General features: G+C 37.2%; 14 protein-coding genes. 1 reads left to right on the forward strand and 13 read right to left on the reverse strand.

The features are described from left to right. Positions 1–7: 7 nt before the first annotated feature. From BK580_RS17025 to BK580_RS17075, 11 genes are all read right to left on the reverse strand, one after another. Positions 8–1,006, reverse strand: coding sequence for a branched-chain amino acid ABC transporter permease (locus BK580_RS17025; RefSeq protein ID WP_078381500.1), 999 nt, complete (start codon positions 1,004–1,006; stop codon positions 8–10). A 4-nt stretch (positions 1,007–1,010) separates the two neighbouring features. Beyond that, positions 1,011–1,871: a branched-chain amino acid ABC transporter permease gene (locus BK580_RS17030; protein ID WP_078381501.1), complete on the reverse strand. Its 861-nt coding sequence runs from the start codon at positions 1,869–1,871 to the stop codon at positions 1,011–1,013. Positions 1,872–1,884: 13 nt separating this feature from the next. Continuing rightward, complete coding sequence (locus BK580_RS17035) at positions 1,885–2,592, reverse strand: ABC transporter ATP-binding protein (protein WP_078381502.1); 708 nt, start codon at positions 2,590–2,592, stop codon at positions 1,885–1,887. After that, entirely contained in the window at positions 2,576–3,343 is a 768-nt protein-coding gene (locus tag BK580_RS17040) for an ABC transporter ATP-binding protein (protein WP_078381503.1), read from the reverse strand. The genes BK580_RS17035 and BK580_RS17040 overlap by 17 nt, the downstream gene beginning before the upstream one ends. Before the next feature lie 101 nt (positions 3,344–3,444). Next, positions 3,445–4,662 (reverse strand): substrate-binding domain-containing protein, encoded by a 1,218-nt coding sequence (locus tag BK580_RS17045; protein ID WP_078381504.1) that lies wholly within the window; start codon positions 4,660–4,662, stop codon positions 3,445–3,447. 218 nt (positions 4,663–4,880) lie between these two features. Then, positions 4,881–8,099, reverse strand: a complete 3,219-nt coding sequence (locus BK580_RS17050) for a BTAD domain-containing putative transcriptional regulator (RefSeq protein WP_235864062.1) — start codon at positions 8,097–8,099, stop codon at positions 4,881–4,883. A gap of 164 nt (positions 8,100–8,263) precedes the next feature. Continuing rightward, positions 8,264–8,788 carry a signal peptidase I gene (gene lepB, locus BK580_RS17055; protein ID WP_078382810.1) on the reverse strand — a complete coding sequence of 175 codons (525 nt, stop codon included), beginning with the start codon at positions 8,786–8,788 and terminating at the stop codon, positions 8,264–8,266. Between the two features lie 124 nt (positions 8,789–8,912). After that, positions 8,913–9,518 (reverse strand): TVP38/TMEM64 family protein, encoded by a 606-nt coding sequence (locus BK580_RS17060; RefSeq protein WP_078381506.1) that lies wholly within the window; start codon positions 9,516–9,518, stop codon positions 8,913–8,915. A gap of 390 nt (positions 9,519–9,908) precedes the next feature. Further along, the gene (locus tag BK580_RS17065) at positions 9,909–10,331 is read right to left on the reverse strand and encodes a VOC family protein (protein WP_078381507.1); all 423 of its coding nucleotides are present in this window, start codon (positions 10,329–10,331) and stop codon (positions 9,909–9,911) included. Between the two features lie 141 nt (positions 10,332–10,472). Continuing rightward, positions 10,473–10,838, reverse strand: coding sequence for a VOC family protein (locus BK580_RS17070; RefSeq protein WP_078381508.1), 366 nt, complete (start codon positions 10,836–10,838; stop codon positions 10,473–10,475). A 170-nt stretch (positions 10,839–11,008) separates the two neighbouring features. Continuing rightward, entirely contained in the window at positions 11,009–12,994 is a 1,986-nt protein-coding gene (locus tag BK580_RS17075; protein ID WP_078381509.1) for a S9 family peptidase, read from the reverse strand. Between the two features lie 182 nt (positions 12,995–13,176). Here BK580_RS17075 and BK580_RS17080 point away from each other — a divergent pair, with 182 nt between their 5' ends. Continuing rightward, the gene (locus BK580_RS17080; protein ID WP_078381510.1) at positions 13,177–13,554 is read left to right on the forward strand and encodes a YhjD family protein; all 378 of its coding nucleotides are present in this window, start codon (positions 13,177–13,179) and stop codon (positions 13,552–13,554) included. Here the strand turns inward: BK580_RS17080 and BK580_RS17085 are convergent. After that, a complete protein-coding gene (locus BK580_RS17085; RefSeq protein ID WP_078381511.1) occupies positions 13,541–14,266 on the reverse strand; it encodes a DUF421 domain-containing protein in 726 nt (241 codons plus the stop codon). The two genes, BK580_RS17080 and BK580_RS17085, sit on opposite strands and share 14 nt — an antisense overlap. Before the next feature lie 185 nt (positions 14,267–14,451). Next, positions 14,452–15,003 carry a competence protein ComK gene (locus BK580_RS17090; RefSeq protein WP_078381512.1) on the reverse strand — a complete coding sequence of 184 codons (552 nt, stop codon included), beginning with the start codon at positions 15,001–15,003 and terminating at the stop codon, positions 14,452–14,454. Between the last annotated feature and the right edge of the window lie 111 nt (positions 15,004–15,114).

Raw genomic sequence — 15,114 nt, forward strand, 5'->3', positions numbered from 1 at the left:
CCCCCTCCTAACCTGATATATTATTTTCATTTTTAATCGCTGTTTGCTTGGCTTTTCTTTTTCTCCACCACATTCTAATTGTTCCGATAATACCTTGTGGGAAGAACATGACAATCAGTATATAAAGAATGCCAAAGAAGATTATCCAACGTTCAAATATCCAATGAACCTTTGCTAGATCGGTTAACCAGTGATGAGCAAATTCTATTAAACCAGCCCCTAATATAGCCCCAACTAATGTTCCAACTCCACCAATAATGGTCATCAATAATGCATCCAGTGTGACATCTACTGCAAAAACGGAGGTGTTTACATAGCGTAGTGTTAACACATAAAGACTTCCTGCAAAGCTAGCAACCACACCTGCTACGACACTTGCTATGACTTTATAATGAAGAACATGATATCCTAAAGATTCGGTGCGGCCTTCATTTTCCCGGATAGCCTGAAGTACTCGCCCTAATGGAGAATGAATAAACCTTCTTAATAAGAGGAAGATAACTACCATTAAAAACAAAGCAAGAAAATACAAGGTCATTCGGTCCCTTAAAGGATCTGGAATAGAAAATGTAAACCCATCATTTCCATATGTGAGAGATCTCCATTTTTCTGCAATTACTAAAAAAAGACCTGAAAAAGCAAGCGTCAGCATGGCATAAAAATGACTTTTTAATCGTAAAGAAAGCATCCCTACTAAATAACTAATAATTGCTGCAAGAACCGCACCCACTAAAACCGCTAACAATAGCGTTGCAATCGTACTATCAAATTGTTTTAGCATCACGCCAGTAGAATAGGCACCAATACCAAAAAACATCGCATGGCCAAATGAAACAATTCCTGTATATCCAAGTAAAATATCATAGCTCATTGCAAAAATAGCAAACAAGAAAATTTGTGTGAACATAATTAAGAGTGTACGAGAGTCAGAGACATAAGGTAGCGCAAGCAGCATGATAAAAATAAGGAAATACACAATGTTCGGCTTGGTTATATATCTGTTCATGCCCTCACCCCTTTACTCCAAATAAGCCTTGTGGACGGAAAATTAATACGATAGCCATTAATAGCATATTTACTGCTAATGCTAAGTCCGGTACATAATATGCCATAAAGGATCCGCTCAATCCTACTAAAATTGCTGCAAGAACAGAGCCAGTTATACTCCCCATTCCACCTATAACTACCACGATAAATGCTAATATCCCAAACTCTAATCCCATTTCTGCATAGATAACACCTGAGTAAGGGCCAAGAAGCATCCCACCGAGTGACGCCATTGCTGCTCCCACCATGAAGACTAGCATAAAGACTCGCTTAATATTAATTCCAAGTGCTTGCACCATTTCCTTATTGATGACTCCTGCACGAACGATGAGACCGATCTTCGTATTTTTTAGAATATAGTAAATCGTAACGAAAATTAAAGCTCCTACGACAATAATAAACAGACGGTATTTGATAATGATGATATCACCAAATTCCCAACTCCCACTAAAATAGGATGGTGTTCTTGCACTTAGCTGATTTGGGCCAAATACAACTTTAATCATTTCACTAAGTACCAACATAACCCCTAAAGTAATGAGAATTTGCTGTACGTGATTTCCATAAACCGGTTGGATAATGAATCTCTCTAAAGCAAAACCAAGAATAAGTCCAGTTCCAATTGCCACAAGAATACCAATTATAAAACTTCCTGTTGTGCTATATGCCCATATACCTGAAAATGCCCCCCATGCAAATAGCCCTCCGTGAGCAAAGTTTAGTACATCCATGAGACCGAATATCAATGTTAAACCTGCAGCAAGCAAGAAAATCAGCATGCCTGTCGCTAATCCATTTACAGCAAGATTAATAAAAACTTCCAACACGCTTCCCCCCTTACGCTATTCCCAAATAATTCCTTCTAAGCTCTTCATTCTCTTTTAGCTCATCCATTAAACCGTGATGGACGGTTCTTCCATCATCTAAAATATAAAAACAGTCTCCAATCGTACTTGCCATATGAAAATTCTGCTCTACTAGGATAATCGTGGTTTCATTTTTCATCTGTTGAATGGAATCCATCACCTTTTCTACCATGATGGGTGCCAACCCCTTACTAGGCTCATCAATTAGCAATAGCTTACTGTTATTCACATAGGCTCGGGAAATTGCGAGCATTTGCTTCTGACCACCACTCAAATTCCCCCCACGTTTTTTCCAGAATGTCTTCAAATCAGGAAACAAATCTAGTATCCAATCTAGACGAGCCATGGATGCGTCATCGTTCTTTCTCATTGCTACCTTCATATTCTCTTCTACTGTTAATTCGCCAAATACTCCTTGGTCCTCAGGCACAAAACCAATGCCTTTTTTGGCTATTTCATACGTAGCTAAACCAACTAAGTTTTGACCATCAAAAGTGACAGAGCCCTTTTGTGGTGGATTTAATCCCATCACACTACGAAGGGTGGTTGTTTTCCCTGCCCCATTTCGACCTAATAATACCGTTACCTCCCCTTGTTTTGCTTCAAAATCTACACCTTGCAAAATATGAAACTGTTCGATAAAGGTTTGAATTCCTTCTACCTTAAGAAGCGTTGTCATCATAGAGACCTCCCAAATACGCCGATTGCACAGTGTCATTATTCATAATCTCTTCAGGGGTTCCATCTGCTAAAAGCCTTCCATTGAATAGGACTGTCACAGAATCCGATAAATCTAAAATCATATCCATTTTGTGCTCAATTAATATAATGGTCCGATCTCCCTTTGTTTTAATCAATTTGATTACCTCTAAAATGGTCGGTACTTCTTCAATAGACATTCCAGCTGTGGGTTCATCCAAGAGCAATATTTCTGTCTCCAATGCGAGAAGCATCGCAATCTCAAGCTTGCGTTTTTCACCATGTGCCAAGTTCTTTGCTAGCGAATGTGCTTTCTTTTCCAAAAGCACAGTTGATAATAGCTCCATCGCACGCTCCTCAAACTCTGTGAAACGCAAAAAATGCGAAAACATATTGTACCTTACTCCTTGTTGGGATTGAACTGCTATTCGCACATTCTCTAAAACAGTTAAGTTTGGAAATACATTGGTTATTTGAAACGATCTTCCAATCCCTTTTCTTGTTCGCTTCATCGGCGTTAATTTCGTGATATCTTCCCCTTTCCAAATAACCTGACCTCTTGTTGGCTTTAACTGTCCACTTAATAAATTGAAGAAGGTCGTTTTTCCAGCACCATTAGGACCAATAATCGATTTAAACTGATTAGGCTCTACAGCGAAGTGCACACCATCCACTGCGATATGTCCTCCAAATGCAATAGTTAAATCCTTTGTTTCTAATATTGGATTCACCCTGCTTCTCCTCCCTTTTTGTATGTACTCCCGAACATTAGCATGAAGGAACTTTAGAGCACGCTCCAAAGTTCCTTTCTCTTTTCAAAAATAGTACTATATTAATTTCTCACAGGTGGAGCTGTTTCCTCTGGAGTAAGCTCTCTAATAAGTACTGGAACAGGATGGTCTATTCCATCTACTTTTTCTAAACGAACAGCATATAAGGTTTGTAAGGCTTGATGATCTTCTGGACGGAATGTCATTTGACCTTTTGGTGTGTCAAAACTCATCCCCTCCATCGTTTCAATAATAAGGTCTGTGCTTGTTTCTCCTTCTGTTTTCTTTAAAGCTTCCACTATCGCGATTGCTGCACTCATTCCACCTGGAGTGAACAGATCTGGAACGTCTCCATCGTACTTTTCTTTATGTTTTTCTACTAACCAATCATTAATTGGATTATCCGGTAACGTATGATAATATACCGAGAATCCTTCCATACCAATTAATTGTTCCATTGTGTAAAGTGCCGCAATATCTGGTGCGCCTGTAGATATCTTGATACCTCTTTCTTGCACTCTCATATCAGAAATTTGATTCCAAGGAGAGTTTGCTCCTGCCCATACTACAAATAGATAGTCAGGTTTTGCATCTAAGATCTTTTGAATATTTGATGTAAAATCTGTTGCTGTTGGATCTGCATATTCTTCTAATACAATATCTGCCCCAAGTGCTACCGCTGCTTCTTTAAATGCTGCCACTCCATCATGCCCAAAGGAGTAATCAGGCGCTAATGTAGCAATTTTCACTCCTTCACTAGCAATCGCTGCTGCTCCTGCTACAGCATCTTGTGAAGAGTTACGCGCTGTCCGAAAAATGTATTTATTCCAATCGGCACCAGTAATACTATCTGCTACTGCCGGCTCTACAAGCATTACTTTTTCATATTCTTCTGCTAGTGGTAAAACCGCTAATGTATCTCCAGAGCTCGATGACCCAACTAAGAAATCTACTTTGTCATCTTCTAGAAGCTTAGTTGCCTTTTGAATCGCTACTTCTGGTTTCGTTTCTGTATCCTCTACTACAAATTCAATTTTGTGTCCGTTCACTTCCATTGTTCCTTCTGTTGCATACTCTAATCCTAATTCAAAACCTCGTACCGTCTGTTTACCATAACTCTCCAATGCCCCTGTTAAAGAAGCGAGGACCCCAACTTTGATTACCCTTTTATCTTTATCTTCACCTGATGAATCAGAGTCTGTCCCTGCATTACTATTACAGCCGGCAAGAACTAACACAATCATACTGATAAGAAGAAACCCTATTTTCCACCTCTTCATTACCCTTCCCCCTCAGAACTTTAATTTGTAAAAGTTGTACTCTTATCGTAAGAGTGGAAGGTTACAAATGAGTTACAAGTTTGAGATATTAGATATTTGCTGGAACAGAAGCAAAAATGTTGGAGCTGGACGTCAAAACCCTTGCCTTCCCCTTGAACTTTTTTTATACTTCCTTACTCTAAAATAAAAAACCCGCCGCTTAGACAGGTTTTTCAAAGTTAGTTCGCTTTCCCTAGAATCAAATCATACATTTGTTTTGTTGTAGACATCGGTTCGACCCCTAGTTCATTTTCCAAATAATTTTTACATTTCGCAAACCACTTTATTGCTTGAGATCGATTATTTTTTTGATAATAGCAAAACATTAGTAAGCGATAAGCCTCTTCCCATGTTGGATCTTTTTCAATTATTTTCTCACAGTAAAAAATCGCTTGATCAAACTCTCTTCGTGCAACTAGTAGCTGTGCGAGCTTTTCACAACATCGCAAATAATAGACCGATAGCCGCTCGCGTTCATTAAGACACCAATCAGCATACTTTTGCTCAGGAAGAAAATCACCTTTATACAAAGCTAAGGCTTGCATTAACAAGGATATTGCTTTGTTTGCCTCCTTCTCCTCTAATCCAATATTAGCTAGATTTTCAAACTCTACGCAGTCAATCATATAGCCACTGTGTTGATTTAGCCCATAGGTACTGCCAATACGCTGAACAAAGAAAGGTTCCATCCTTGCCTTTCGATCTGGCTCTAATGCATTATTAAGTGCATTCAATACAACTTTAAAGTCTCTAGCCACCGTCTTTTCAGCGATATTGGGCCATAGAGCCGCAAAAATCTCATCCTTCACTAATTGTTTTTTTCGTTTTGTTACAAAAAACTCCAACAACTCTTTTGCTTTACCACGTTGCCAATCTTTCGACTCTATCTCCTTTTGGCCCAGCCAAACTCGAAACGTGCCTAACGTCTGTATTTTCAATGTATAGCCTGGATGATTTTGTGCATTTGAAAAGCCTAACTCGTTTAACAATGACGTCACATAGGAGCGTTGAATATCACTTTTTTGTGCTTTCAATAGTAGCGGCGTGAACTTTTGTAGATCTCTTGGTCCAAAGGTAGTTCGATTAAACAAGATATATTCATAATTGCCTGTTTGTATGAAAGTCAAAAAACGGTTCATAGACTCTGAAAACATGGACCATTCTTCTTTTTCAAAAAAATAAATAGCTTGCCAAAAATATAAAAGCACCGCTCCATACTCATCGCCACATTTGTTTAGTAGTTTATATGCTCGAATTCCATAATATTCTACTTTTTCCCATCGTTCATTCATAATCGCTGCTATTTTCATAGAGAGATAGATAAGACCAGAAAGCCAGTTATCCTTCACCTCTTCGGTTTCCTTTAAGGCTTCTTCCCCGCAAAGGATTGCTTTTTCATATGCACCCTGATTAGCATATAAAAGACAAAGTCCCATATTCGCTTCTGCTTTTCCTCTAGAGATATTTAACTCATCCATAATAGTTAATGCCGTCTCATAGCATTGTTTGGCAAGTGTTACATCATACATCTCCATTAGTTGAACAGCATGTCCTAAACGAATCCAACCACAGGCTTCAACAAAAGGTGCTTGTAGCTTAATGCCTTGTTTAATTCCCGCATCCGCTAATTTTTTTGCCTGCTCTGCATTTCCCATTAATGCTTCGACTAAAGATAACAAAAGATCTGTTTCTCTATGAGACTGTGGTAATATCCCTTCTGCTTGTGCCTTTTTCTGAGAGAGTAATAGCTTTTTAGCTGACTGTAATTTCCCTGAACGAAGCATAATACGCGGCTCTAAATTACTTTCTTTATATGTAGCCTCGACTTTATCAAACCATGCCAACGCTTTGGAAGCTTGACCAGCATTTATCAAGTTCTCTGCCATGATTGAGTAGAGCTGATTTTGTTCCTTCTTATCTATTTTTATAGTATTCATAAGCTGAATGGCTTCCGAAAGGAGCCTCTCCGCTTTTATTGGTTGAATGGTATCTAAGTAAATTTTGGCTATTCCTTTCAACGAACGAATAGCCGCTAGTTTATCTTCTGAAGCCTTGGCAGCTTGCAGTGCTAATTTATACGCGTTTTCTGCTTCTTCATATTGACAACGATAGCGATAGATTTCACCTTGGATATACCAGAGCATATAATACTTTTCTTTTATAGGATCATTAATAATTAATAGTTTTTCTAAAATATACGATAACTGTCCCTGTTCAATTAGTTGAGAACCATATTGATGAATTAAAGCAGCAATGGCTGAATAATCCTCTATCTTTTCAAAGTGTGAGAGCGCTGCGAGAATTTCCTGTTGCTTCATATACCACTTCGCACAACGTTTGTGAAGTAGCCTATATTGACTCTCCTGGGTTCTTAGCCTTCTTTCAAGAAACTCCTTAAATAATGCATGATATCGATATTGATTAGTTCCAGTCACGCTTATAAAGATATGTCGCTCCGCCAAGGATTGCAGAATATAGTTTGATCCACTAATTCCCAAAACCTCATCACACATCTCACCTGTCATAATTTCTAATATAGAAGTTTGTTCTAAAAACTGCTGAACCATTGGTGTTTGTTTAGTATAGACCTCCATCGCCAAATATTTAAATAGGTCATCTAATGTTCCTTGCGATGCTTCAATGTCATTTGTCATCGGTTGTTCACTTAATCGTTGGCTCAATAAACCTATTGCCATAACCCATCCCTCTGAAAGAGAATATATTCGCTGAACCTGTTCTTCTGTAACATCCACCAAATAAATATCTTGTAATAATACTTCTACTTCTTCTTTGGAAAACTTCAAATCAGCCTCGGTAAATTCTAACAGCTCATTCTTCACTTTCATTGCCGTCAGAACATCCCAGTTAGGGCATTCTCGCGTGATTAAAACAACATGCAAATTTACGGGTATATGCTGAAGCAGCCAATGAAACCACGTAACGATTTCTTGATTAGACTGGATTAAATGAAAATCGTCTATTACAAAAATATGTGGGGAATCAATAAGGGAAATTTCATTAATGAATAACGAGCATAGATCCTGAATTTCTTCATCACGAATATAGCGATCCATTCTTTCCAAGTAACTAAGTATCTTCTCCCCAAAATCCCCCCTCACCCTCCTAATAGCATGTACCACATATCGGAGGAATGGGATTAGCTCATCATCAAATGAGGTGGCTGTATACCAATATGTAGGGGTATCAAAAGTAGGGATAAAAGAAGCTATTATCGTACTTTTTCCATATCCAGGACCTGAATGCACAATGGTTACATTATAATTCGTAACCGCTTTCATTTTTCTCGCTATCTTTGCTCTTCGTAACACATAATCCTTTATAATCGGTGGCGTTATTTTTGTTTGGAGGATCGTATTGGTATCAGATGAAGTCATCATCCAACCCCCTGTTCAGAATATTTAATCTTTTTATTTTATTATAATCGATAAATAAGAAGATATATAACTTTTTTAAGTCTTTTCTTAATCAACGGTTATTATTTACAGGGTAGCCAAAAACATAAAAAAAGAACAACTCATCATGTTTAAGTTGTTCTCCCATACTATTTAAATCTTGTACCAAAATCATCTACCGGCCAATAACGCACATGAACCTTTCCTACGATATCCTCTATTTTAATAAAACCAAAATGACGGCTATCTAAACTACTAAGACGATTATCTCCTATCACAAAAACATGTCCTTTTGGGACTGTTTCTTCCCCTGTTAGTTCTTGTAAAGAAAAATCACCAGTGAAATTCCCACCAAAGACTCTTAAGTGTTCGGATCTAATGAATGGTTCAAGAACTAACTTATCATTTACATAAAGCATATCTTTCTTATACTCTATTTTATCTCCGGGTAACCCAATCACTCTCTTCACATAATCATCTTCACTCATACCTTGATGAAAAACCACCACATCAAAGCGCTCTGGCATGGAGAAGGTGTAAACCATTTTATTCACCATTAGGAAGTTACCTTCTTCTAATGTAGGATTCATCGAATGTCCCTCGACAACATAGTTGGAGAAGAACAGGGCGCGAATCATAATAACCAAAAGGAAAGAGACAATTAACCACTTCATTGCTGATTTATGTTGCTTTTTTGTTTTCTCTACTTTCAAATTATAACCCCCGAAGTTAATCTGATAGGTCTATTGTACCAACACTAATATATTATCATAATATACTGAATTATTGTAAATATTCTTATTTATCTGCAGAAAGTTGTAATCTCAACTCTACTTTTTTTCCAATATACCATAATACAAACATAATCGTTAGAGCCGTAATCGTTTTAATTGGTGCGCGTATAAAGGAGATTAAATCGTAACCAATATAACTGATGGTAAAAATCATCACCATTTTTCCTGCAATTAACGCAAGGAAAAATTGATAGAATTTTATCTTTGACAAGCCTGAAACAACATTAATCAAAAAGGATGGGGTGAATGGAAAACACAATAAGAAAAATATTGGTCCAAATCCATGTCGTTCTATCCATGACATCATCTTTCGAACTTTCTCTTTTTTAAGCAGCTTTTGGACCCATCTATATTTTTTCAACTTTGTTACACAAATATAGACAATGACTGCACCAACCACTGCACCAGTCCAAGAAATTAAAAAGCCAACCCATAATCCAAATGCCGCTGCATTTGCCATCACAATGACGATTAACGGCAAAAAGGGTAAGAACGCTTCTAAAACGACCAATAAAAATCCAGGGATTGGTCCAAAAGATTTATACTCTTCTAGTATTTCTAGTAAATTTTCTAATGTAAGTAATTCCTTTAAAAAACTTATGATTTCCATTTAGGTTAGCTCCGCTTCTGTCCAATCTTTCTTCTCTTATTGTACTAGTTATTCCTTCATTCACCCAATAAATTACACCTAATTTTAACATTTTCTTAAAGTTTTTTTCTATAGTCAAGAATTATCACAATTGTATATACTCTAAATTGATAATTATCTAACAGTTTAAATAATGGCTCTGTTACTTCTGTCTAAGGGAGGAGAGGGACAATGGAGATTTACAGGGAGTTAACAGGAAACTTACCTATTTTCGGGATAGACTAAATAAAAAATAACCATCTATTTTACCTGAATAAAATAGATTGGTTATTTTTTGCTAAGTAACTATATTCATTTCGCCTTTAAAAGAACCTGAACTCGTTTTCGACGATTCTTTCGATTTAGTAAAAGCTACGCTTGGTCTTGATTATCAGCAGCTTCCTCCATATGAAATACTTCCCATAAGTGACCGTCAAGATCTTGAAAACTCCACCCATACATAAAACCATGATCGATTGGATCATTATAGGGCTTAGCACCAGCATCTAATGCTTTATTTACAATCTCGTCCACTTTATCTCTGCTAGCAGCCGAAATAGCTACAATAACTTCGGTACTTTTGGTTGCGTCTACTATTTCTTTTTTAGTAAACGTTTTAAAATAATCCTCTGTCAATAACATTGCAAATATACTCTCACTAATCACCATACATGTAGCATTTTCATCCGTAAATTGCGGATTAAATTCAAAACCCACTTTTGAAAAGAACTCAATCGATTTATCCAAATTTTTTACAGGTAAATTCAAAAATATTTTATCTGCAGTTAATGCCATTCCTTCACCAACCTATTCTATTTTTTAAATTGCGACGCTCTATATTTCAATCCCTACTTAAGCAAGTAACAAATAACAATGCGTAGTAACCTTATTAAAGTATACGAAAGGAGATGCTACTATTCATTTATTCCATTGTTATCACTTGCGTTGTGTAAACGCCCAGCGGTGTCCATCCACATCATCAAGCTCAAACTCCACATCTCCCCATGGACGAGTAAGCGGTTCTGTAATGGGCGAACCTCCACTTTGGTGATCTATTGGAGTCAGACCGTTTGCTTTCACAAAGTTAAAGTGTTGGACTACATCCTCTACCGCCGCATGTACTTCCGTGTCCGCTGGGTTCACACTTTCTGCAGGATGCAACATTATAAGACCACTTCCAAAATGGAACCAATGCATCCCCTCGTATCCGTGTGAATACGTAAACCCCGCTTTTTCGTACCATTCCTTTGATTTTTCTGTATCTATACAAAACAATACAATTTGATCTAGTCCTTTAATCATCTGTTTTCTGCCTCCGGAATATTTTATCATCACTTACCACTCTTTATAATTCTGGAAAGTTCCCATAAATCCTTTTAGAAAATTGAATATATTTCTTCTATTAATTACTAATTCAAAATCCTATTGAAAAAAGGGCCCTCTATAAACGAGGTGCCCTTCTTAAAAAACTTTTACACTTCCAAATACTCCACAAACCAATTCTTAATATTATCTAATCGATGGATGCGCAACGCAGGGTTCCCGCTTCGAGATAATTCATGATTGGAATCTGGGAAGCGCACAAATTTCGTTGTCTTCCCTTGCTTCTTCAACGCAATAAATAATTGTTCAGCTTGCTCAATGGGACAACGATAATCCTTTTCACCATGTAGAATTAACAATGGAGTATTTACATTTGCCACATATTTTATTGGGGAATGATCCCAAAGCTTTTCTACTTTGTCTTCCATATTTCCTTTTACTTCCCACTCGGAGAAATAGTAGCCAATATCACTTACTCCATAAAAACTTAGCCAGTTGGAAATCGAGCGTTGTGTAACAGCAGCTTTAAATCGATCTGTGTGGCTGACCACCCAGTTCGTCATAAAACCACCATAACTGCCCCCGGTTATTCCAAGATTTGTTTCATCAATAAAATCAAACGTTTCTAAGGCATAGTCCATAGCGCTCATTACGTCCAAATAGTCTTTCCCACCATAATCACCACGAACTGCATCTACAAACTCTTGACCGTAGCCGTGACTACCACGTGGATTGGTAAATAGCACAACAAAACCTTGGGCCGCTAACGTTTGGAATTCATGAAAATACGTATTGGCATACATGGCATGTGGCCCACCATGGACTTCTAGAATCGTCGGATATTTCTTTCCTTCTTCAAATCCGATCGGCTTCATTACCCACCCATGAATATCCCAGCCGTCTGGAGCTTTGAAGTTAATTGGCTCTGCAATGCTAATCTCTACATCCTCTTTCCAAGCTTGATTCGCATTTGTCAGCTGCTTTTTTGTTTGATTTTTAAAATCAAGGTGATACAATTCACCAGGATCAGCCGAATTACTAATTCCAACAATCGCTTCATGCGTACCAGTTAACATGGATACAGCGTAAACATGCTCATCTGGCAAATGGATTGGATACACAGCACCATCTAATGAACCATAGGAAATTCCTGTCCCACCTTTATCACTTATGACGAAGTAGAAACCTTCACTGTCTTCGGTCCACATTAACCCAGGATTCACATTACCCGAGTGAAAATCACCGATTGCAACATCGCCAACTTCTATATCTAGATTCTCAGTTAAACATTGTAGCCCTTCTGCTGCTATCTCGTACACCCATACTCTTGTCAAAGTCGCGCTTTGAAAATCTTTTTCATGACCTAAGAAACCAAGATATTTTCCATCAGGGGACCATGTAATCGTTGAAAAGTACCCATTACTCTTCGTCACTTTCTTCTTTTCTTTCGACTCAAGCTCCATTATGTACACATCGGATACTAATGTTTCGTCTGGATTTTCTTCTAGATTCGTGACGAAAGCAATGCTTTTCCCATCTGGCGACCAAGCAGGACTGCCATAATCTCTGTCACCATGAGTGAGAAGTGTCAGACTTTTTGACTCTAACTCTAAAACAGCTAAATGATCGTTTTTCTTATCTAGAAAGCCTTTTGCATCTGATTTATAGCGTAATTTTTCCACTACTAGTGGTTCTGGCTTTTTCTTCTGCTCATTCACTTTAGAGTCTGGTTGTAAATCTTCTTCTAATTCTACTGATGTACTAAACAAAATTTTCGTACCACAAGGAGACCAAATGGGATTTCTAGCACCATACTTACAGAAAGTTACTTGCTCCGCTTCTCCTCCATCAACCGGCATCACGTAAATTTGTGCCTTTTCATTACGGGTGGAAACAAAAGCAAGCTTACTTCCATCTGGCGACCATCTTGGAGTAGTTGCTCTACCTTTTCCCGTTGTAAATAGCTTTGCTTCTCCTTCTAGTGTGCCTACATATATTGAGGATTGATACTCATTTTCCTCCTCGTTAATGGTAGTTTGCACATATGCGTAGTTACGAGAAGCTTTGTCCCACTGCGGATCGGTTAATGATGTTAATCGAAATAAATCTTTTGCTTCTATTTTGCGTCTTGTCATTATCAGCTCTCCCTATGTATAAATTTCTATATCCTTTATTTCGACATTAGAAATAAATACCCTCTAACAAAATAAGAAAAAGCTCGAATTTTTTCAAACTCAAAATCAGCTTGCATATTTTCATTGTTTTAGTATAAAATAAATACGAACAAACGTTCCGTTCAGAAAGGAAGGATTATAGTATGACAAGACTATCTAAAGAACAAATACAACTCTTTGAACAAGCAATCTATCTTCCTTTATTACTTATTGTCCTTGAAAAAGATACGAGCATTATAAGCAAAAGCACCATAAAATTAAAGGAACCTTACCTTATGCTCATTGATGAAGTGATGAAAAGTGTGCAACTCCAGTTAAAACAAGTCAAATTAAACATGAAACAGCAAAAAATGAAGCTGCATAAGCTAAGCCAAGATGAATCCTTTACCATGTACTCCTTTTTATTTAATGGTTATGAGGAACAACATAACTATTTTAATCCTAGAATTCGTAATAAAGTGAATGACATGCTGATGCATTATTTAGCAAAAAAAGAGGAGAAATTAATTAGTGAAAAATAGGGACCACTTCTGTTGTATCCGGATTTTCTAAACATACATGTAGTTTATTTTGTTCATTCACAGCCGCATAGAACACGTCTTTTACATTGGCCACTTTCAATTTCAAAAGCTCTTCTCTTAGCCAGGACTCATTCAACCCTTTAAAGGCCAATGTATCATAGAGGAGTTTCCCTTCAATGATTACTGTATATTCAATGGAATGAGGCTGTGAATCAGTACGCACATGCTCCACCTTTGCTACTTCCTTTTCTGGATTTAATTTCACAGATAATTCCCCATTCGCTTCAATTAATGCAAAGTGAACATCCTCCACTTTAAATACATCCTTTTGTCGAAGCATTTGTAGAACATTGTCTATGGAATAGCTTATTTTACGCATGTTTTTTATATGAAATTGCCCTTCGTATATAACAAGAGTAGGCTCAAAGGATAAAAGTTTGCCGATTCTACGATTCTTAATCTTCCACCAAGCTATCACTTTTTGTAAAATTGCAATGCCAATAATTGCGCCCACTGTAGGAAAATGATGAATTTCTGGATCAGCGATGTCTGCCCCTACCACTGATCCAAGCGTTAAAATTACAAGGAAATCAAAAACAGGTAATTCACCAATTGAACGTTTGCCCATAAATAAGGTCATCACGAGCATCAAAGGTAAAATAGTCACAATCCGAAGAAGCACCTTTAACAAATCCATGATAAGTTCCACCATATACTTCCCTCCTTTTCCATACACTTATCGTTTTTCAAAAAAGGGAACATATACACAGAACTAGCAAACTTAGGGATTTATTTTAACTTGATTGTGATCAAACTGTTTTATAACGCTACATGATCAAGAAAAGAGAACATAAATAAAACCAGAACATCTTATTCTGGTTTCATCTCATCAGTTAATCATTTATCATTTTTAGAACGATACGAAGCACCAGGTGGCGCTATTCTAGAATCTCGATGTTCCAATCCGATAACATGCCCATTCACGCGCTGGTAGAGCCTAGTTCTTAAAAAGGAAGCACGCTGCATTTGCTTTTCAAATGATTGGGGTGAGAGTGGTAGTTCCACCTCTTCTTTGTTCATAAATTTGACGTATGTATTTGATATAGTAGTTGGATGAGATTCTAAAACATGATGAAGTGAAATCCAATTACATTCATCATTTTTAGGTGAAGATGTTGGAAAGAAATATAAATCACTCATTGGATCAATCGCAATAGGTGGTTTGTGCGTAAGCCCAGCAACCATCCTACTCCCTTGCTTTCTTCCTTCATAATTTGATCCATAGTAGCTACAGCTATTTTCAACTATCATTAAGGGAGTTAAGTCTACAAATAGTTCTCCTTCTACCTCTAATACTTTAGAATAGAGCTTTCCCCCTTTTTCTACTGAAAGAATTGCCATTGTATAGCGATTAATTTCATATTCTGTTACGAAATTGACATCATTCACCAATCTTCACCCTTTCCACTTTTATTATTTACTTTTTTTGAAAATACAGCACGAAAGAACTAGTAAATTGTCTATTTATGTATATTTTTACAAAAACAAACCATAAAGTAA

This window comes from Sutcliffiella halmapala (assembly GCF_002019665.1).
GTDB lineage: Bacteria > Bacillota > Bacilli > Bacillales > Bacillaceae_I > Sutcliffiella_A > Sutcliffiella_A halmapala.

Bases quoted from the DNA above. Each gene is read 5' to 3' on its own strand.
- BK580_RS17045 (WP_078381504.1), bottom strand. From the start codon at position 4,662: ATGAAGAGGTGGAAAATAGGGTTTCTTCTTATCAGTATGATTGTGTTA.
- BK580_RS17070 (WP_078381508.1), bottom strand. From the start codon at position 10,838: ATGATTAAAGGACTAGATCAAATTGTATTGTTTTGTATAGATACAGAA.
- BK580_RS17075 (WP_078381509.1), bottom strand. From the start codon at position 12,994: ATGACAAGACGCAAAATAGAAGCAAAAGATTTATTTCGATTAACATCA.
- BK580_RS17060 (WP_078381506.1), bottom strand. From the start codon at position 9,518: ATGGAAATCATAAGTTTTTTAAAGGAATTACTTACATTAGAAAATTTA.
- BK580_RS17080 (WP_078381510.1), top strand. From the start codon at position 13,177: ATGACAAGACTATCTAAAGAACAAATACAACTCTTTGAACAAGCAATC.
- BK580_RS17085 (WP_078381511.1), bottom strand. From the start codon at position 14,266: ATGGTGGAACTTATCATGGATTTGTTAAAGGTGCTTCTTCGGATTGTG.
- BK580_RS17025 (WP_078381500.1), bottom strand. From the start codon at position 1,006: ATGAACAGATATATAACCAAGCCGAACATTGTGTATTTCCTTATTTTT.
- lepB (WP_078382810.1), bottom strand. From the start codon at position 8,788: ATGAAGTGGTTAATTGTCTCTTTCCTTTTGGTTATTATGATTCGCGCC.
- BK580_RS17035 (WP_078381502.1), bottom strand. From the start codon at position 2,592: ATGACAACGCTTCTTAAGGTAGAAGGAATTCAAACCTTTATCGAACAG.
- BK580_RS17050 (WP_235864062.1), bottom strand. From the start codon at position 8,099: ATGATGACTTCATCTGATACCAATACGATCCTCCAAACAAAAATAACG.
- BK580_RS17065 (WP_078381507.1), bottom strand. From the start codon at position 10,331: ATGGCATTAACTGCAGATAAAATATTTTTGAATTTACCTGTAAAAAAT.